Annotated in this window: 17 protein-coding genes and 2 tRNA genes; 12 read left to right on the top strand and 7 right to left on the bottom strand. The window is 32.8% G+C overall.

The features are described from left to right. Positions 1 to 4: 4 nt before the first annotated feature. The 4 genes from ACNO7W_RS03435 to ACNO7W_RS03420 all read right to left on the bottom strand — a co-directional run bounded on the left by ACNO7W_RS03435 (position 5) and on the right by ACNO7W_RS03420 (position 2859). Positions 5 to 508, bottom strand: coding sequence for a DUF6702 family protein (locus ACNO7W_RS03435; RefSeq protein WP_417937030.1), 504 nt, complete (start codon positions 506 to 508; stop codon positions 5 to 7). Positions 509 to 634: 126 nt separating this feature from the next. Further along, a complete protein-coding gene (locus tag ACNO7W_RS03430; protein ID WP_417937029.1) occupies positions 635 to 1387 on the bottom strand; it encodes a hypothetical protein in 753 nt (250 codons plus the stop codon). Next, positions 1377 to 2090: a carboxypeptidase-like regulatory domain-containing protein gene (locus tag ACNO7W_RS03425; RefSeq protein ID WP_417937028.1), complete on the bottom strand. Its 714-nt coding sequence runs from the start codon at positions 2088 to 2090 to the stop codon at positions 1377 to 1379. Before ACNO7W_RS03425 ends, ACNO7W_RS03430 begins: the two co-directional genes overlap by 11 nt. Position 2091: 1 nt before the next feature. Continuing rightward, complete coding sequence (locus ACNO7W_RS03420) at positions 2092 to 2859, bottom strand: hypothetical protein (protein ID WP_417937027.1); 768 nt, start codon at positions 2857 to 2859, stop codon at positions 2092 to 2094. 169 nt (positions 2860 to 3028) lie between these two features. On the opposite strand from ACNO7W_RS03420, the gene pepE reads away from it, so the two are divergent. Then, entirely contained in the window at positions 3029 to 3736 is a 708-nt protein-coding gene (pepE, locus tag ACNO7W_RS03415; RefSeq protein WP_417937026.1) for a dipeptidase PepE, read from the top strand. Between the two features lie 59 nt (positions 3737 to 3795). On the opposite strand, the gene ACNO7W_RS03410 is transcribed toward pepE, so the two are convergent. Both ACNO7W_RS03410 and ACNO7W_RS03405 read right to left on the bottom strand, forming a co-directional pair. Then, positions 3796 to 3868: transfer RNA gene (locus ACNO7W_RS03410), tRNA-Gly, on the bottom strand. A gap of 46 nt (positions 3869 to 3914) precedes the next feature. Beyond that, a tRNA-Gly gene (locus ACNO7W_RS03405) sits at positions 3915 to 3987 on the bottom strand. A 173-nt stretch (positions 3988 to 4160) separates the two neighbouring features. On the opposite strand from ACNO7W_RS03405, the gene ACNO7W_RS03400 reads away from it, so the two are divergent. Both ACNO7W_RS03400 and ACNO7W_RS03395 read left to right on the top strand, forming a co-directional pair. Next, positions 4161 to 4607, top strand: coding sequence for a GNAT family N-acetyltransferase (locus ACNO7W_RS03400; protein WP_417937025.1), 447 nt, complete (start codon positions 4161 to 4163; stop codon positions 4605 to 4607). Then, entirely contained in the window at positions 4600 to 6186 is a 1587-nt protein-coding gene (locus ACNO7W_RS03395) for a L,D-transpeptidase family protein (RefSeq protein ID WP_417937024.1), read from the top strand. Before ACNO7W_RS03400 ends, ACNO7W_RS03395 begins: the two co-directional genes overlap by 8 nt. Here the strand turns inward: ACNO7W_RS03395 and ACNO7W_RS03390 are convergent. After that, positions 6175 to 6897 carry a murein L,D-transpeptidase catalytic domain family protein gene (locus ACNO7W_RS03390; RefSeq protein WP_417937023.1) on the bottom strand — a complete coding sequence of 241 codons (723 nt, stop codon included), beginning with the start codon at positions 6895 to 6897 and terminating at the stop codon, positions 6175 to 6177. The genes ACNO7W_RS03395 and ACNO7W_RS03390 overlap by 12 nt on opposite strands. A 188-nt stretch (positions 6898 to 7085) precedes the next feature. On the opposite strand from ACNO7W_RS03390, the gene ACNO7W_RS03385 reads away from it, so the two are divergent. From ACNO7W_RS03385 to pruA, 9 genes are all read left to right on the top strand, one after another. Further along, positions 7086 to 9479, top strand: a complete 2394-nt coding sequence (locus tag ACNO7W_RS03385; RefSeq protein ID WP_417937022.1) for a DUF5916 domain-containing protein — start codon at positions 7086 to 7088, stop codon at positions 9477 to 9479. Between the two features lie 194 nt (positions 9480 to 9673). Continuing rightward, positions 9674 to 12091 (top strand): DUF5916 domain-containing protein, encoded by a 2418-nt coding sequence (locus ACNO7W_RS03380; RefSeq protein WP_417937021.1) that lies wholly within the window; start codon positions 9674 to 9676, stop codon positions 12089 to 12091. A gap of 141 nt (positions 12092 to 12232) precedes the next feature. Next, entirely contained in the window at positions 12233 to 13750 is a 1518-nt protein-coding gene (gene gpmI, locus ACNO7W_RS03375; RefSeq protein WP_417937020.1) for a 2,3-bisphosphoglycerate-independent phosphoglycerate mutase, read from the top strand. A gap of 152 nt (positions 13751 to 13902) precedes the next feature. Beyond that, positions 13903 to 14721 (top strand): type I methionyl aminopeptidase, encoded by an 819-nt coding sequence (gene map, locus ACNO7W_RS03370; RefSeq protein WP_417937019.1) that lies wholly within the window; start codon positions 13903 to 13905, stop codon positions 14719 to 14721. A 101-nt stretch (positions 14722 to 14822) separates the two neighbouring features. Then, on the top strand, positions 14823 to 15188 hold the full coding sequence (locus ACNO7W_RS03365; RefSeq protein ID WP_417937052.1) for a GxxExxY protein: 366 nt from the start codon (positions 14823 to 14825) through the stop codon (positions 15186 to 15188). 259 nt (positions 15189 to 15447) lie between these two features. After that, the gene (locus ACNO7W_RS03360) at positions 15448 to 16281 is read left to right on the top strand and encodes a class I SAM-dependent methyltransferase (protein WP_417937018.1); all 834 of its coding nucleotides are present in this window, start codon (positions 15448 to 15450) and stop codon (positions 16279 to 16281) included. Positions 16282 to 16373: 92 nt separating this feature from the next. Beyond that, complete coding sequence (locus tag ACNO7W_RS03355) at positions 16374 to 17627, top strand: DUF5103 domain-containing protein (protein ID WP_417937017.1); 1254 nt, start codon at positions 16374 to 16376, stop codon at positions 17625 to 17627. 80 nt (positions 17628 to 17707) lie between these two features. Next, positions 17708 to 18094: a Co2+/Mg2+ efflux protein ApaG gene (apaG, locus tag ACNO7W_RS03350; RefSeq protein ID WP_417937016.1), complete on the top strand. Its 387-nt coding sequence runs from the start codon at positions 17708 to 17710 to the stop codon at positions 18092 to 18094. A gap of 324 nt (positions 18095 to 18418) precedes the next feature. Further along, on the top strand, positions 18419 to 20047 hold the full coding sequence (gene pruA, locus ACNO7W_RS03345; RefSeq protein ID WP_417937015.1) for an L-glutamate gamma-semialdehyde dehydrogenase: 1629 nt from the start codon (positions 18419 to 18421) through the stop codon (positions 20045 to 20047). Positions 20048 to 20100 lie beyond the last annotated feature (53 nt).

The following is a 20100-nucleotide window of genomic DNA, read 5'->3' as shown; positions in this document are numbered from 1 at the left end:
TTTATTAGTATTTTAACATTTCACTCCTATTAGAATTTGTAAAGAGTATACTTTTTTTCTCTCCTAATACATTAACATGGGTAATATTTTGCTGTTCGGTATTCCAATCTATCAAAACCGTATTGAAAATTTCAAGCGAATTAATTTTGGCAATTTCCTTTACGTTGCAATAACAAATAAGGATATCCCCTTCCAGCTCTTTGCTTAAAAAATTAACAGGCTTTGTTTGCCCATTTACTTTTACAGAAAATTTCTCTAAAAAATACTTCTTTAGTAAAAGCATTTCTTCAGGTGATTCTTTTTCGGTTCCTAAATACACTTTTTTGTTGTACTTTTTTTCTAAAGCATTATTCAAATCATCAACAAAAATGCGAGAGGTAATTTGGAGCATTTTCTTTTCGGCAGCATAATTGATCTGATATACTGCAACATAAAATTTATGAACACTGAAAGCGGTTAAACTCAGGAATGAAATTCCAATAAAGGCATATAAGATTGTTTTTTTCATACGAAGATTCTATTTGTTTTTTAATGGAATATGGGTATCGCCTTTCTTCAATCTTATTTATCTCACAATTTTTTATTTTTATTTGTGTTCGATGATTTTCAATTGCGTTTTGGAATCATGGCGATTTCATTTTTCAAAAGTAGTAATTCTTTTAAATTCTTTGTTTTTTGTAACAAGGAAATCCATCACTTGGAATTCATTGCCAGGTTTCATGACTATTTTTGACTTGGAATCATTCTCACAAAAAATAAGAAAAAGACCAATTTCATCATCATTTAACTTTAATGTATTTGTAAAAAAGGAGTAACTAACTTTTTTCATGACCAGTTCAGTAAAACTTTTATCACTTGTAAAATCTGTTTTTTCAGGATTGTTTTTTCTCAAAGCTTTTAATACATCTTTGTAAATTCGCACAAAATCCATTCCTTTTTCAATACTTCCATCGGATGGCATCGTCCTATTTTTTGGAGAAGACTTCTCATCATCAAAATATTGCATATCGACATACTTTTGTGAATTTCCTGAAATCGGATTTATTTTTTTGTCCCCATAAACCACCACTTCTGGCAACAAATTGACAAATGCAACCAGTTTCACTCTTAATAATGGGGTTGAAATTTCTTTTTGGGTGAGAACTATTTTTTTTGATTTAAAAGTTAAGCCAGAAAAAACCAATGTATCTTTGACTTTTGCCAGAATACTAAAAAAACCTTGTTGGTTTATAACCGTTCCTGTTTTGGAATTAACATTAAAAACAATCCCATTTTCTAACTTAATGGAATCATTTACCACTTGACCATACAATGTTTTTCTTGTCAATTGACTAAAACAAAATTGACAACACAAACACAAAACCAGTATTACGATTTTATTTTTCATTTGTAATGATTTTATTATAGTTTTCAGACAAGCCAGCAATTAAAAACATGATCAATGTTTTATTTTTAGATTTCAATGCCACGGTAAAACTGGCATCATCAACACAATAATATTGAAAATCTTTAATATAATCAGCAGAAATTTTTAGGATTTCTGTATAATATTTATCTTCAAAAAGCGGTGCAAGCCGGTTCAACGACTGTTCTTTATTCTCTACCGCTATTTCTTTTTTAAGCATCGCTTTACGACCTGAAATAACATTTAGCAAACCATCTATACCACCACCAGAAGTTGCGGTGTATAATTTTCTTTCCGCTGGCGTATATTTCTTTTGACCATAAGGAATAATCCCTAAGTTTTCCGCAGTTATTTGTGGATTTTCATTGACAATAACTTCTTTGAGCACAATGCTTTTTGGCGACATTTGAATCTTAAGAACCTCCGGTATCAAATCCTGTTTACTTATTCTTCTATGTAAAGTTACAAGATTTACAGCAGAAAAAACCAAAACATCTCCTTCTTTTGCGAATAGCGAGAAGAATCCATTCTTATCTGTTACAGTTACTTTTTCAGTAGATGAATTGACGATTTTTATGCCTTCAACAGCGATTGTATCGGCACTAATTTTCCCACGAATTTCTTTTTCAATACTGGTTTGACCAAAAGAGACAGTAGCTATGAAAAACAAAACAAGCAGTAGCATATTATTTATTTTCACTGGCTATTATTTCGTTATATTTTGTGGCTAATTCGCCCAATAAAAATTCAATTGTTGTTCTATTCTTTGAATCCAAAATTTTTGTGAATTTAGTATTCTCAACGGCAAAATATTCGAATCCTTTTACGTATTCAGAAGGAATTTTTCCTTTATTTACAAAATGGTCAATATCAAACAGTTTCTCCAATTGTTTTAAATAAGACTCTTTTTTCTCTACTTCCAGTTGTTTTTTGAGCATACCCGTTCTGCCAGAAATAAAATTGAGCAATGGATCGGCTGAAATTGAACCGCCAGCCATTCCCGATAAACTTGCAGATGCATTAAGATCTGTTGCGGTATATAATTTACGTTCTGCCACTGTATAGGATTTCTGTCCTTTTGGAATTATACCAAGTGCAACTGCATTAATATTATCGTATCCTCTTTTAACGATAACTTCTTCTAATTGATTCATGATTGGCTCCATTTTTACAAAAAGGAAATCATTTTCAAAATGTTTTTGGGTCAAAACAATACGAATTCCTCTAAATTGCACCGCAGAAAACATAAGTGTGTCTCCTACAACTGCAGGTATCGAAAAATATCCGGATTTTTCAGTAATAACTGCTTTTTCAGTTTTTAAATTTATCACATAAATCCCTTCTAAATTCGACATGTCAGCAATTATTTTTCCGTCCAATTTAACAGGAATAGATTCTTGCGCAAAAGCCTTTGAAGCAATTAAAATAAAAAAAATGCATACAACTCTACTCACTAGATGATAATCAAATTTCGATTATTGGTATGTTGTAAAAGTATCTTACTCTCTTCCAAATTAATTATTAACGACTTGGTAAAAATATGTTAATTAAAAAACGGAATCACAACATAAAAAAACACAATTTTATATCTTTAACCCAAACTATTCTTTACAAGAAAACACAATGAAAAACATACTTATCGCCAGTACATCTACCCTTCATGGCGGGGACTATTTAGAATATTTATTACCTAAATTAAGCTTGCATTTTTTAAATTGCAAAACGATACTTTTTATTCCTTATGCACGTTCAGGAGGTGTTTCACATGAGGAATATACTTCAAAAGTTGCTTTGGCTTTTGCCAAAATAAATAAAACAATAAAAGGAATTCATGAATTTGAAGATGCAGCTGAAGCAATCCAAAATGCAGAAGGTATATTTACAGGAGGCGGTAATACTTTTTTATTGGTTTCACAATTGTATAAAAACAAAATAATGACCGTTCTTGCCGATGCCGTTAAAAAAGGAACGCCTTATTTAGGAACAAGTGCCGGAAGTAATATTTGCGGACTGACGATGCAAACCACCAATGATATGCCTATTATTTATCCGCCAAGCTTTCAAACTTTAGGATTAATTCCTTTTAATTTGAATCCGCATTATTTAGATGCTGATGAACAATCAAAACACATGGGCGAAACGCGCGAAACAAGAATAAAAGAATTTCACGCTTTTAATGCTATTCCGGTTTTAGGATTACGAGAAGGAAGCTGGTTAGATGTTAAAGGCGAAAAAATAACTTTAAGAGGAAACTTATCGGCGAGACTTTTTAGACAAAATCAAGATCCTGAAGAATTAGAAAGCGGAACCGACTTGAGTTTTATAAAATGATTCTGAAATGAATTCATACTAAATAAAAAAGCCGAAACAATTACGTTTCGGCTTTGAAGAGCGAAAGACGAGGCTCGAACTCGCGACAACCAGCTTGGAAGGCTGGAGCTCTACCAACTGAGCTACTTTCGCATAAAAATTTTAAATAAAAAACCTCAAACCTAAATTTGAGGCTTAGAGCGAAAGACGAGGCTCGAACTCGCGACAACCAGCTTGGAAGGCTGGAGCTCTACCAACTGAGCTACTTTCGCATTAACAACGGTGCAAATATAATTAATAAGTTTGCTTCAATGCAAGTTTTTTTTCTTAAAAAATTGCAAACTTACCCCCACAGCCCTTTTTATTAAAGCGCGTACAAATCATAAAGAATTTAATATGAAAATATTATACCTTTATTAAGCTGAAAAAACATTTCAAAAAAATAATGCAAAACATCAAAAAAATAGCTGCACTGGAGACATTTCCGGTAAGACATCCTGTCCTTCGAGCCGACAAATCGATAGACAGTTGTCATTTTGATGGCGATAATTTAGAAACCACCTCCCATTTTGGTTTGTTTGACAAGAACAATATCATTGGTGTTATTTCAATATTCGAAGCAAAAAATAATTTATTTGCTGCAGAAAAACAGTATCAAATTCGGGGCATGGCGGTTTTAAAACAGTATCAAAAAAAGGGTTTTGGCGAAAAGCTCATTCTCAATTCAGAGAAACATTGCATGGACCAAAAGGCAAATTTAATTTGGTTTAATGCCAGAAAAAAGGCAATTGGTTTCTATGAAAAAATGGGATACCAAGTTAAAGGATTGCCTTTTGAAATACTAGGAGTCGGTGAACACGTTGTCATGTTTAAAAAAATGAGTGATGAATAAATTATTCCTAATACTATTACTGTGCATCGTAACCAGTTGTAAAAGAGAAGAACTAAAAAGCGAGGCAGTCTTAAAAAATGAGGCTCCTAAACCTCGTATTCAACCTGAATGCAAATCAATTAAAATTGGCCCTACTTTACTAATTTCTTTTAACGATAAAGCACTCACCGATTTTTACAAATCTACTAAATACAGAACGGTTTGGCAATCTGAAGAAAATAGAAAAATCATTTTAGCAGAACTCCTTAAATCTGATGAGGAAGGATTAAATCCAGAAGATTACAAAGTAAAAGCATTAAGTAATTTTGAAAAAAAATCAGCAACACTAAACGATTCTGATTTAGCAAAATATGATGTTTTACTGACCGCCAGTTTTCAAAAATACATTTCACATTTGACTAACGGAACACTGAACCCGAGAAAATTGTATAAAAATTGGGACTTGAGAGAAAATTACATTGATATAAATGAGACAATGACACATTTATTAGACAGCGATTCCTTAACAGATAAAATAGAACAATTAAAACCCAATCATATTGTTTACAAAAGATTGAAAAAAGCACTAAAATTAATTAACACTCTACCAAAAGATAATTTCAAACCGATAAAAATTACTGAAAAAATTACTCCAAATGACACTAATCCTTCTATAGTTGACATCAAAAAAAGATTGATTTATTGGAAAGAATTACAACCAAAAGATAGTTTGACTCCCGTTTACGACGAAGAAACAGTAATTGCCATAAAAAAATTTCAAGTCCGTCACGGTTTAGGTCCGAACGCGATTATTGATGAAGGAACGATTGCCTCCCTCAATTTTTCAAAACAACAACGTATCCATCAAATTATTGCCAATTTAGAGCGCTGGAAATGGTATCCAAAAGAAATGGGAAAAGAATATATAATCATTAATATTCCTGATTACAGATTGACCTTAATTAAAGACCAGGACACTTTGAGAACTCATAGAGTAATAGTAGGAAGAGCCAAAAGAAAAACACCAATCCTAAGTTCAAAATTAACCCAGGTGGTTTTTAATCCAACATGGACTGTTCCTCCAACTATTTTGAGAGAAGATGTAATTCCGGCTATTTTAAAAAGCCGAAGCTATTTAACAAATTCAAACATTAAGGTATATGATAGCAATGGCAGAATAGTAAGTCCTTATGAGTGGCAATTATCCCAAGCCGAAACGTATCGATATGTTCAAAGTCCGGGAACTTTTAACTCGCTTGGTATGGTAAAAATTATTTTTCCAAATCGCTTCTCTGTTTATTTACACGATACAAATCACAGGGATTATTTTGACAAAATAGATCGTTCGTTGAGTTCCGGTTGCGTCAGGGTTGACAATCCATTAGAACTAACAGAGTATTTACTGGACGACGCTGTCAATTGGAATCTAGAGAAAATTACAAAAATATTACAAAGCGAAAAAACAAAATTTATCAAAATCAAAAAAGAGGTTTCGTTCCATTTATTATATTGGACTGCTTGGAGCGAAAACAACAAATTGATTTTTAGAGATGATATTTATGCCCTTGACGCCAATTTATACAATAAATTACGAAATTGATGCAGCTGCTAATTTAGAAACTCTTGAAGGATGATAAATAAAGAAACACGATTTGTTTTTTATTGCACTGATAATTTCTTTAGATAACTCTACCGGTACAGCAGGACAGCCTTGACTTCTTCCTAATCTGTGGTTATTTTTAATAAACGAATTAGAAACATATTCGGCCGCATGCATAACTACACCTCTTGCTCTCGCATTGTCGTTAACTCCTTTTTCTAAACCATCTAATTTAAGGGACATTCCATGTTTTCCATTGTAAATTTCACCTGTAGCATAAAATCCTAAACTGCTTTTATACGATTCAGCTGAGTTTGAAAAATTAGAAGCAAATTCTTCTCCAGTATTTCTTCCATGAGCAACAAGAGAATGAAACAATACGTCACCAGTAATCAAATCAATCACCCAAAGTCTTTTAGTATTGGAAGACAAACTAAAATCAACTAAGGTTAAGATGTCTTTCTTTATCAATCCTTTTTCTTTCAACAGGTAATACCCTTTCAAAGCGACAGCGAAGCTTTCTAATTTAGGCAAAGTGAATTTGTTGGAATGTAAATTATTATATACCATTTCAATTTTAGTCTCAACACTAGATTCTAGCGTTTTGGCATAAACCACTGGTTTAGCATTCTTTGGCTCAGAAAAGCTTGTTTTACTCAGAGAGAAGGAAACAAGTACAAACAAAATTGCAGGAAATATCTTATAAATCATTGATTATCTTTAAGTTATAAATTAATTTAGGGTTGCAAACGTACAGCAAAAAATAACAATTAAAAAAAATTTAACAAAACTTTAGTCCAACTATAACGAACAATGAAGGGAAATATTGAGTAAAAAATCATAAAAAAATCACTTTCTATGTTAATTTTGTTATTTTTGTTTTGATACAATCCTAATTTATGTCCAAATTTCAGTCTGCAGCACTAATTTTTTTAATATTCTATAGTTTCAATACCTATAGTCAAAAAAAGGTTCTTTTAGCAAAATCTACTACAGAAAATATCACTATCGATGGCAAAATTAACGAGGAAATTTGGAAAACAGAATCAGTAGCTACCGATTTTGTCATGTTTCAACCTGACAATGGAAAGCCGATAAACACCAATAAGAAAACCGAAGTTAAAGTACTATATGACAATAACGCCATCTATATAGCTGCTTTGTTATATGATAATGAACCCGATAAAATTAAAAAAGAAATAACAAACCGTGATGTTTTTGGGGTTTCCGATAACTTTTCAGTTTACATCAACGGCTTCAACGATGGGCAACAAGACTTCCGATTTTTTGTGAGTTCAGCAGGAGTCCAAATGGATTGTTTAGCAACTGAAGACAGTGAAGATTTTACATGGGATGCCATTTGGGATAGTGAAGTGACACTAACTGACTTTGGTTGGGTAGTCGAAATGAAAATTCCCTATGCAGCTTTACGATTTTCAAATGCTGATAAACAAACCTGGGGTTTAAATTTTATGCGTGAGATAAAACGAGATGTTCAAAAATACACTTGGAATCGTGTAGATACAAAAATTGGTGCAGTAATTCCGCAAGCGGGAATTCTCGAAGGAATTAAAAACATAAAAACGCCTACCAGGCTTTTCTTAATCCCTTACTCATCCGCCTATTACCAAGAAAATGATATTGGCTCAGGAACCACTTTCAAAGCAGGACTGGACATTAAATACGGCATAAATGATTCTTTTACACTCGATGCTATTTTGGTACCCGATTTTGGACAGACAAAATTTGACAATGCTATTTTAAACCTTGAACCTTTCGAGCAAAAGCTAGATGAGAACCGACCTTTTTTTACAGAAGGAACCGATTTATTCAATAAAGGAGGACTATTTTATTCCAGAAGAATTGGTGGAGCACCTAGCACAGAACCTATAATTGCAGCTAACGAAGAAATCATAAATTATCCAAGTACTGTTGATTTGCTGAATGCTGTGAAAGTTTCCGGAAGAACAGAGAAAGGTTTAGGAATTGGTTTTTTGAATGCTGTTACTGAAAAAACCTACGCTACTATTCGGGATAATGACACGAATGAAACACGAAAAGAAGTCATCGAACCATTGACTAATTATAATGTTTTGGTTTTTGATCAGCGTTTTAATCAGAATTCATCGGTTTCTTTTGTAAATACAAATACCACTCGTAATGGCGGCTTTAGAGATGCCAACGTTTCCGCATTATTATTTGATTTAAGCACAAAAGAAAACACGTATAATTTATACGGGGATTTTAAATACAGTTCTATCAATGCAATTGAAGATTATGATGGTTTTAAAACTTCATTAAACTTTGAGAAAACAAGTGGGAAATACCGCTATATACTTTCTGGAAAATACCTATCTAAGGATTATGACATAAATGATTTAGGAATCATTTTTTACACCAATTATCACAATGCCTATGCGAATGCCAGTTATAGAATTTTAAACCCAACAAAAGTTTTCAACACCTTCAAGATAGAGCAGGAAGTCAATTTAGAAATACAAAATACTACTGGGAAATTACAAGAAGGTTGGTATAAATCTGTCATAAAGGCTACATCACGAAACAATGATTATTTTGAATTAGCTTTGATAATAAATCCATTAGAAACGTTCGATTTTTATGAGCCACGTAAAAACGGCAGATATCTACAAATCCCCAGAAAAATAACATCTTATTTTGGAACTGAATTCAATAGCAATAATGCTTTTACTTTTGACTTCACCCCAAGTTTCACAATATATGACCAAGATGATAGAATTACTTACGGTCTCGCTTTAGGCCCAAAATACAGGTTTAATGATAAATTTTCGCTATTTTACGTATTAGATTATACCCGTAAAAAAAATGACAGAGGTTGGGTGGCATTTGACAATATGGGAATTATTTTTGCAGAACGCAATAGGGAAATACTACAAAATGATATTACAGGTAAATATGCACTAAACAATAAGATGACCATCAATTTAACGGCGCGTTATTACTGGTCCTATTCTGAAAATCATGATTTTTTTACTTTACAGGATAATGGTCATCTAGTTCAAAACAACAATTATTCCATGAATAAAAACAGAAATTTTAACTCTTGGAATTTTGATTTATCCTATTCCTGGTGGTTTGCTCCTGGTAGTGAAATATCTATTTTATATCGCAATTATGCACAAGAAAGTACAAGTGATGTAGAGAAAAATTTATCCACAAACTTTAAAAATGTTTTTGACAGTAACCTGACTAATATTTTTTCAATTAGTCTTCGCTACTTTATTGATTATAATGTGGTAAAAAATAAATTCTAAAGCTATTATAACTACCACTCTGTTAAAATAAAATTCAAAAACAATCGTTTTTCAAATCTATGAATTAGGCTTAATAATGTAATTATTATTTTTCTTCTAAAAACTGTAACAATTTGTTAAAAGCATAGTCTATTATTAAAATTATATTTTTTGGAACTTCCTTTTTATCAGTCATCCCATCAATCAAAAAAATTATGAGAAAAATACTTTTCATAAGTGTCCTCATGTTTTCATTCTTTGGCTACAGCCAAAAAAAAGTATTACAAACTAAATTCATTTTAGACAATATAATCATAGATGGAAAACTGGATGAAAACATATGGAAATCTGTTCCAGTAGCGAAGGATTTCATCATGTTTCAGCCAGACAACGGTAAACTTATTCCAGAAAATAAAAAAACCGAAGTAAAAGTTTTATATGACAATGATGCCATCTATATTGCTGCAGCAATGTATGATGATGAGCCTAAGAAAATCCTGAGAGAAATAGTCCAAAGAGATAATTTTGGTGCTTCAGACATTTTTGGAGTTTTTGTAAATGGTTTTAATGATGGACAACAAGATTTTCGTTTTATTGTTTCTGCATCAGATGGACAAGCTGACTGCATAGGAACAGACACCAATGGAGAAGATTATTCATGGGATGCTGTTTGGAAAAGCAAAGCTACTATTACCAATTTTGGTTGGGTTGTTGAAATGCGAATTCCATATGCTGCTTTGAGATTCTCAGGCGAAAACAAACAGACATGGGGCCTTAATTTCTTTAGAGAAATAAAGCGTGATAAACATAAATACAGCTGGAACTTTATTGATTCAAAAATTGGAACTTTCACACAACAAACTGGAGTTTTGGAAGGAATTGAAAATATAAAAACTCCTACCCGACTTTTTCTTTTACCCTATTCTTCTTTTTATGTAAATGCAAATTCACAGCAAAAAACGTACGGAACAATCAAAGGTGGTCTGGATATAAAATATGGCATAAACGATGCTTTTACACTTGACGCTATTCTTATTCCCGATTTTGGACAAACAAAATACGATGATCAGATTTTAAATTTAGGTCCTTTTGAGCAACAATTTAATGAAAATAGATCTTTTTTCACCGAAGGGACCGATTTATTCAGCAAAGGGAATTTACTCTATTCAAGAAGAATTGGCGGTAGGCCTTCAAATTACCCGACAACTGCAAGTAATGAAGAAATTATTGACAATCCTTCAAGTGTTAATCTTATCAATGCTTTAAAAGTATCCGGTAGAACAAAAGATGGTTTGGGAATAGGAATACTAAATGCTGTTACTGAAAAAACGTATGCATCAATACAGAACAATGACACTAAAGAAATAAGAAGAGAATTAGTGGAACCATTGGCAAATTATAATGTTTTGGTTTTGGATCAACGCTTTCGCAAAAATTCTTCTATTTCATTTATCAATACGAATGTTACCCGAAACGGAAGTTTTCGTGATGGAAATGTTTCAGCATTAGTTTGGGACTTAAATACGAAGAAAAACACCTATAATCTTTCTGGAAATTTCAAATACAGTTACATAAACGATATTGAAGACAAAAAAGGAACTGCGACATCGTTAAACTTCGGTGAAACTTCTGGAAAATACAGATATAGTATAGGAACAGAAATACTATCAAAAGATTTCGACAACAATGATTTAGGAATTAATTTTGAAACCAACTATTATGCAATTTATGGAAATGCAAATTATAGAATATTAAATCCGACCAAATATTTCAATTCGTTCAATACTAATATCAATATGTACACCCAGTTTCAAAAAGAAACAGGAAAAATTCAAGGCAATAATATCAACTTTAATATTAATTCAAACAATAAACAAAACCATTATTTTGGATTAGGAATAAATGCCAATCCAATCGAATCCCATGATTATTATGAACCTAGGACAGAAAACAGGTATTTAATTTTTCCAAAACGAATGGGAGGTTGGTTTATGTTTTCTTCTAATTACAATAATAAATTTGCGATTGATATCAATCCATCATTTGCTGTTTTGAGTGAACCTGGAAGAAATTCATATGGTTTCGATATAGGCCCAAGATACCGTTTCAATGATAAATTTTCATTGAATTACAACTTTCATTTTTTCAGGCAAAACAACAATAAAGGATATATAGATAGTATAGATGACGATTTAAATGCTACAACACCAAACACTATCATTTTTGCCAATCGAAATGTTCTTACGTACTCCAACTCTCTTTCCGGAAAATACTCTATCAACAGTAAAATGACTTTTAATCTTTCCTTGCGCCATTATTGGTCTTTTGCCGAAAACAAGAATTTTTTATCATTAGAACAAAACGGAAGACTAACGGATTATATGAATTATACTGAAAATAGAAACTCAAGTTTTTTCTCTTGGAATGGTGATATATCTTATTCTTGGTGGTTTGCCCCAGGAAGTGAAATTTCTATTTTATATAGAAACAACGCCGCCAATTTTCAAAGAGAAATCGATAAAGACTTTGGAAAAAAAGTTACTACTTTACTAACCAACGATCAACTAAAACATGTTTTTTCTATAAGTATTCGTTATTTTATAGACTATAACGCCGTAAAAAATAAATTCTAAGTTGCATTAATTTTAAAAAACTACGGTTTCTGCAACAAAATTATCATTATTTGTTATTGTTATGTTACGAATGAATAATAGTGATTTGGATTTCTTCGAACATTTTTAGAAATGCTTTATCTTTGCTCAAAATATATTACAATGAACAAAAAAGTAATTCTTATGATTTTGGACGGTTGGGGAAAATCTCCTGACCCTAAGGTGTCTGCAATTGATAATGCCAATATACCATTTATAAATAGCCTTTATAAAAATTACCCAAGTGCTCAACTTAGAACCGATGGTTTAAATGTAGGTTTGCCAGAAGGACAAATGGGAAATAGTGAAGTAGGACACATGAATCTTGGCGCTGGACGAATAGTATATCAGGATTTAGCCAAGATAAATCTTGCCGTAGCACATAATACTTTGGCAAAAGAACAAGTATTGGTTGATGCTTTTACTTATGCCAAGGAAAATAATAAAAAAGTACACTTCTTAGGTTTAGTTTCTGATGGTGGTGTTCACTCGCATACTTCTCATTTACGTGGTTTAATTGATGCAACACAACAATACGGATTGCAAAAAGTTTTCATTCACGCCTTCACTGATGGTCGTGACGTTGATCCAAAATCAGGTAAAAATTACATTCAGGATCTAGAAGATTATATCGCAAATACTACCGTGCAACTAGCTTCTGTAATTGGACGTTATTACGCAATGGATCGTGATAAACGTTGGGAAAGAGTAAAACTAGCTTACGATTTATTAGTAAACGGAACCGGTACCCGCACTAAAAATCCAGTTGCATCGATAGTAGAAAGTTATGAAGTTAACGTAACCGATGAATTTATTCATCCAATGGTTGTGGTTGATGATAACGACAAACCCCTTGCGACTATTGAGGAAGATGATGTAGTTATTTTCTTCAATTTCAGAACAGATAGAGGTAGAGAATTGACTGAAGCGCTTTCGCAACAAGATTTCCATGAGGAGAACATGCACAAATTGAATTTGTATTATGTAACCCTCACCAATTATGACGAAACGTATAAAAACGTAAAAGTTGTTTACAACAAAGACAACATTACCGAAACCCTTGGCGAAGTTTTAGAAAAAGCACATAAAAAACAAATTCGTATTGCCGAAACGGAGAAATATCCACACGTGACTTTCTTCTTTTCCGGTGGAAGAGAATTACCTTTTGCTGGCGAAAGTCGCATCTTGAAAAATTCTCCAAAAGTAGCCACTTATGATTTGCAACCAGAAATGAGCGCATTTGAACTTACTGATGCTTTAGTTCCTGAACTTGAAAAAGAAGAAGTGGATTTTGTATGTCTAAATTTTGCCAATGGCGACATGGTAGGTCATACTGGAATTATGAGTGCTGCGATAAAAGCTTGTGAAGCTGTTGATAAATGTGTTGAAAAAGTAATTACAGCCGCATTAGCTCATAATTACACTACCATTGTAATTGCAGATCACGGAAACTGCGAAACTATGATAAATCCTGATGGAAGCCCTAATACAGCACACACAACAAATCCAGTTCCAATTATTTTAGTGGATAAAGACTTAAGGGTTATTCATGATGGAGTTTTGGGTGATATTGCTCCAACTATTTTACAATTGATGGGCATTGAAAAACCGGCAGTTATGACGTGTCATTCTTTGCTGTAAAACTTAGAAGTAATTTGAATCAAAATATTTTAAATCCGATTTAAATATAATTCAAAAAAGCTGTTCTAATCGGAACAGCTTTTTTATTATCAAAAATTTGACATCAAAAGTTCTCATAAAATTGTACTTTTGCAAACTGAAAATTCGAAATTATGATTATTGTAAAATCACGTGAAGAAATAGAATTAATGCGAGAAAGCGCATTGATCGTATCAAAAACATTAGGAATGATTGCTTCTGAAATAAAAGAAGGTGTCACCACTTTATATTTAGATAAATTAGCAGAGGAATTTATTCGTGATCATGGAGCCGAACCAAGTTTTCTTGGTTTGTATGGTTTTCCAAATTCACTTTGTATGAGTCCAAACGCACAAGTCGTTCATGGAATTCCAAATAATACTCCTTTAAAAAGTGGCGATGTAATCTCTGTAGATTGTGGCGCTTATAAAAATGGATACCATGGTGATCACGCTTATTCTTTTGAAATTGGTGAAGTAACTCCCGAAACTAAAAAATTATTGCAAATAACCAAAGAGTCTTTATACGTAGGAATCCGAGAATTAAAATTAGGAAATCGTGTGGAAGATGTGGGAAATGCTATTCAAAGATACACTGAAGCACATGGTTATGGTGTCGTTCGTGAATTAGTCGGACACGGAGTAGGACAAAAAATGCACGAAGATCCTGAAATGCCTAATTATGGTAAAAAAGGAAGAGGAAAACTTTTTGTTGAAGGAATGGTTGTGGCCATTGAACCTATGATTAATTTGGGAACCAGAAACATCAAACAATTAAAAGACGGTTGGACAATCCTTACTGCCGATGGAAAACCAAGTGCCCATTTTGAGCATGATGTTGCTATTATTGATGGAAAACCTGAGATTTTATCGACTTTTGGATATATATACAAAGCGTTAGGAATTGTGAGTAATGAAGAAGACGAGTTTAGAAGAGAGCCTTTAAAAATCTAAAACTGATTTAAAAGTTTAACACGAATTTCACGAATTTACACGAATTTACACGAATTATTACTGTGTTAAAAATTTCGTTAACACTATAAAAAACGAATGAAATTTATCTAAAAGAAGAATCTTATCAAATCATCGGGCTTTGCATGGAAGTTCATAAAATTCTAGGAAAAGGTCATAGTGAAAAAGTTTACGGCGATGCATTAGAATATGAATTCAAGAAAAATGAAATTCCTTACAATCGAGAATCAAAATATCATATAGAATATAAAGACATCATATTATCCAGTTATTATTTTGCTGATTTTGTAGTTTTCAATAAAATTATTTTAGAGATAAAAGCAATTGAAAGTCTTTCTAATGGCGAAATAAAACAAACATTAAACTATTTAGCAGCTTCGCAGAACAAACTTGGATTATTAGTGAATTTTGGAGAAGACAGCCTTAAATACCGAAGAATAATCCTTTAACAATAATCTAAGATTCGTGAAAATCCTATTTTACATTATATAAATTCGTGTAAATTCGTGAATCCCGATAGAGCTATCGGGAGTGTTTATTTTTTTTAATACAATTCATATCCAAATATATTTTAATCCCATGAAAAAAGTTTCAAACTTATACTCAACTTTAGGACCATTTAAAGTTCGTGCAATTTTTTTAACACAGCAATAATTCGTGTAAATTCGTGAAATTCGTGTTTAACTTTTTTTAATCCAATTCAATTCCGTGAAAAAACTTTTCAAACTTATACTCAACACCATACCACGTCCATTACTTATTCGCTTAAGTTATGTGGTCCGTCCAATTCTTGCATTGGCATTAAAAGGAAATACATTTACTGATCCTATTGATGGGAAAAGTTTCAAAATGTTCCTGCCTTACGGTTATGGAACGCAAAGAAATAATGTGCTTTCACCAAGCACACTTTCATTGGAAAGACACCGTTTGTTGTGGTTGTATTTGAATGAAGAAACTGATTTTTTTCAATCTGAACTCGTTTCAGATTCTTCGGTTACAAATACCAAAAGAATAAAATTAAGAGATGCTGAAACGAATTCAGCACTAAAAGTGTTGCATTTTGCACCTGAACAAGCCTTTTATAAATTGTTTCGAAATCAGAAAAATTTAGAGTATACCACAACCGATTTATTTTCGCCTTTGGCAGATGTAAAAGCGGATATTTGTGATTTACCCTTCGAAGACAATCAATATGATGTTATTCTTTGCAATCACGTTTTGGAACATATTCCGGATGATACGAAAGCGATGCAGGAATTATATCGAGTTTTAAAACCAGGCGGAATGGCGATTTTACAAATTCCACAAGATTTATCCAGAGCCACTACTTTTGCAGATGATACCATTACTGACCAGAAAGAACGCGCTAAAATCTTCGGGCAATACGATCACGTTCGTATTTATGGCCGCGATTATTTTGATAAATTAAGAAGTATCGGTTTCAAAGTCGTTGAAGAAGATTATACTAATAAAATAGCACCGGAATTAGTAGAAAAATATTGCTTGGCCAAAGGCGAAATTATCCCTGTTTGTTTTAAATAGATTTGGACAAATCAAAATAGGACTACCCTATAATTGGCATAATAATAGTATTGCTTAATTTGTTATATTTACATTTCAGCAATTCAAGATATATGCTTAAAGCTCTTTTTCAAAAAACAGTTCTGCTTTTTATAATCACTTCGGCTACTGCACAAGTAGAAAAAGAGGTTGCTCCGCCCTACAATATTAAGACGATTTCTTTTGTACAAAGTGAACAAAATGTAATTCCGATTTTTAAATTAGGAGAAGGATTTCAGTTGCAATTTGATGATCTATTTGGCAATGAAGCAGATTATTACTACGAAATAACACATTGCAACTATAATTGGAATCCAACAGACATCCCTAAAAGTGAATATTTAAGAGGTTTTGACAACCAAAGAATTTCAGATTACACTAATTCTTTCAACACGTTACAAATCTATTCCCATTATAGACTGGCTATTCCAAATCAGTTTACACAATTATTAATCAGCGGTAATTACATGCTGAAAATTTTAAACAACGACAAAGAAATTGTTTTTTCCAGAAAATTCGTTCTTTATGAAGATGTTGTCACCGTTCCTATCCAAGTAAAAAGAGCGAGAACTGTCAGCAATTTAGATTCTAAACACAACTTAGAATTTACCATTAAATCAAGTACCATTACTTTTCAAAATCCTATTAAAAATGTAAAAGTAGTTTTATTCCAAAATGGACAATTCAATGACGCAATTACAAACATTACCCCTCAATACACGATTGGAAATGATTTAATTTATAAATATGATACTCAAACCCAATTTTGGGCAGGAAACGAGTTTTTGTATTTTGAAAACAAAGACATTAGAGCTGCTAATAATAATGTAGCCCGTGTAGATTCTAATAATGAGATCTATAGTTCTTATTTATATACTAATAATGCCCGAACAAATTATCCGTATTCCGTAACACAAGACGTAAACGGAAATTTTGTTGTTAAGAACATAAATGCGACCGACAGTGAAATCGAAGCTGATTATGCCTGGGCATATTTTAGTCTTTCGGCTCCAACTTTTAGAATGAATAAAGACATTTATATCACCGGCATGTTCAATAATTATAATTTAACTCCAGAATATAAAATGGATTATAATGAAAAGAAGAGTATTTATGAAAAAGCAATTTTAATAAAGCAAGGATTTACTAATTTTCAATATACAGTTGCTGACAGCAAAGGTATTATCGATCATGAAAATGCAATTGACGGGAATTTTTATCAAACAGAAAATGATTACTCCATAATGGTCTATTACCGAGAAAATACCGATCGATATGATAGAGCCATAGGAAAAGGAACAGCAAATTCATTAAATATCATCAACTAAAAAAACTTTTCGAAAAACGACTATACAAAATCAATTTTTTGTAAATTTGTCGGTATTAAGCACCTATTCACATATTTAGTATGGTTTCTCAAATAACAAGAGGCATAAAGATAACGGTATTGACTAGTTTTGAAGGCACCTACTTCAAAAACTATAAGATTCACTTTGCCTTTAGTTATGAAATTACAATCGAAAACCACAGTAAAGATTCCGTACAATTAACCTCTCGTCATTGGGAAATTTTTGACTCACTAAATGATCTTGAAATCGTAGATGGCGAAGGAATAATTGGCAAAAAACCAGTTCTAAAACCAGGCGAATTTCATACTTACAGCTCTGGTTGCTTATTGTCGTCTCCTTACGGCGCCATGAAAGGCTATTTTAACATGATCAATTTTACTTCCACAAAAAACTTCAAAGTGATCGTGCCTACTTTTAGACTTTGCGCTCCATTTGCCTTGAATTAAGATATAAATTCATTTTTTTAGTAGCTCACAGCACCCGAGCCTGAAAGTGCGAATAGGCGAAGCAATTCATTTCAAGTTTTCATTGCCTCATTTATTTTTTTCTAAGTAAAATAAGGAACTTCTAAAGTCGCACTTATTTCAGAAGAAAAAATACAACGAAACTACAAAAAGCTTTCTATTTCTATCCGGGCTAAAACTCTACAATCTAAACGCATCACTTTTAGTTTACAGCAAAAAATGTCTATTTTTCAAACAATCCTTCGTACTTTTGTGCATTATTTAAAAACACACTACAAGGATTTCTAATTTTATAATTTTACAAATATGTTAAAAGGATTTTTTCATGTACCAAAAGCGGTAAACGAACCTGTAAAATCGTATGCTCCCAATTCGCCAGAAAAAGCAAAAGTACTAGAAGCATACCGCCAAATGTGGCAATCTAAAATTGACGTTCCATTATACATTGGAAGCGAAGAAATTAGAACTGGCAATACCAAAAACATGACAGCTCCACACGATCATAAACATATAGTAGGAACATACCATCTTGCCGAAAAATTGCATATAGAAAAAGCCATTGCCAATGCACTGGAAGCAAAAACCGAATGGGCTAACATGGCGTGGGAACAAAGAGCAGCTATATTCCTAAAAGCTGCCGAACTAATTGCAGGTCCTTACAGAGCAAGAATAAATGCCGCAACAATGATTGCGCAGTCTAAAAATATTCATCAAGCCGAAATTGATGCTTCCTGTGAATTGATTGATTTTTTACGTTTCAACGTAGAATTCATGACTCAAATTTATGGTGATCAGCCAAAATCGAATTCAGATATGTGGAACCGATTAGAATACAGACCACTAGAAGGCTTTGTGTATGCCATCACTCCTTTTAACTTCACTGCCATTGCTGGAAATCTTCCTGCAAGTGCTGCTATGATGGGTAATGTTGTTATTTGGAAACCAAGTGACAGCCAAATTTTCTCTGCAAAAATCATTATCGATGTTTTCAAAGAAGCAGGTGTTCCTGATGGCGTTATCAACGTAGTTTTTGGAGACGCTTTGATGATTACTGATACCGTTTTGGCCAGTCGTGATTTCGCAGGAATTCACTTTACAGGTTCAACTCATGTATTCAAAGACATTTGGGCAAAAATTGGAACAAACATTCACCATTATAAAACTTACCCAAGAATTGTAGGTGAAACTGGTGGGAAAGATTTTATTATTGCTCATCCAAGTGCGAAAGCCAAACAAGTTGCAACAGGAATTGTTCGTGGGGCTTTCGAATTCCAAGGACAAAAATGTTCTGCAGCCTCTAGAGCTTATGTTCCTAGAAGTTTGTGGCCAGCGATTAAAGAAAAATTAATCGCAGATACCAAATCAATGAAAATGGGTTCGCCAGAAGATTTTAGTAACTTTATCACCGCTGTTATTCACGAAGGTTCATTCGATAAATTGGTTAGTTTTATTGACCAAGCCAAAAAAGATGCAGATGCCGAAATTATCGTTGGTGGAAATTATGATAAATCTGTTGGTTATTTTATTGAACCAACAATAATAGTAACAACAAACCCACATTACACTACAATGGAAACCGAATTATTCGGACCTGTTATGACGATTTTCGTTTACGAAGATGCAAAATGGGAAGAAACTTTAGAATTGGTTGACACGACTTCAGAATATGCTTTAACAGGTGCTGTTTTCAGTCAAGACCGTTATGCTATTGAACAAGCGACTACCAAATTGCAAAATGCCGCCGGTAACTTCTACATCAATGACAAACCAACTGGAGCAGTTGTAGGAATGCAACCTTTTGGTGGCGCAAGAGCATCAGGAACGAATGACAAAGCGGGCTCAGCATTGAACTTATTGCGTTGGGCTTCACCAAGAACGATTAAAGAGACATTTATCACTCCAGAAGATTACAGATACGCGTTTTTAGGAGAATAAAGTCATTGCGAGGAACGACGCAATCTTATCTAAATATTTAAAAACCCCACAAG

It is taken from the genome of Flavobacterium sp. ZB4R12 (genome assembly GCF_048276375.1).
Lineage (GTDB): Bacteria > Bacteroidota > Bacteroidia > Flavobacteriales > Flavobacteriaceae > Flavobacterium > Flavobacterium gawalongense.
The sequence above is the reverse complement of the archived record's forward strand: the minus strand, read 5'-3'. Positions and strand labels throughout refer to the sequence as shown.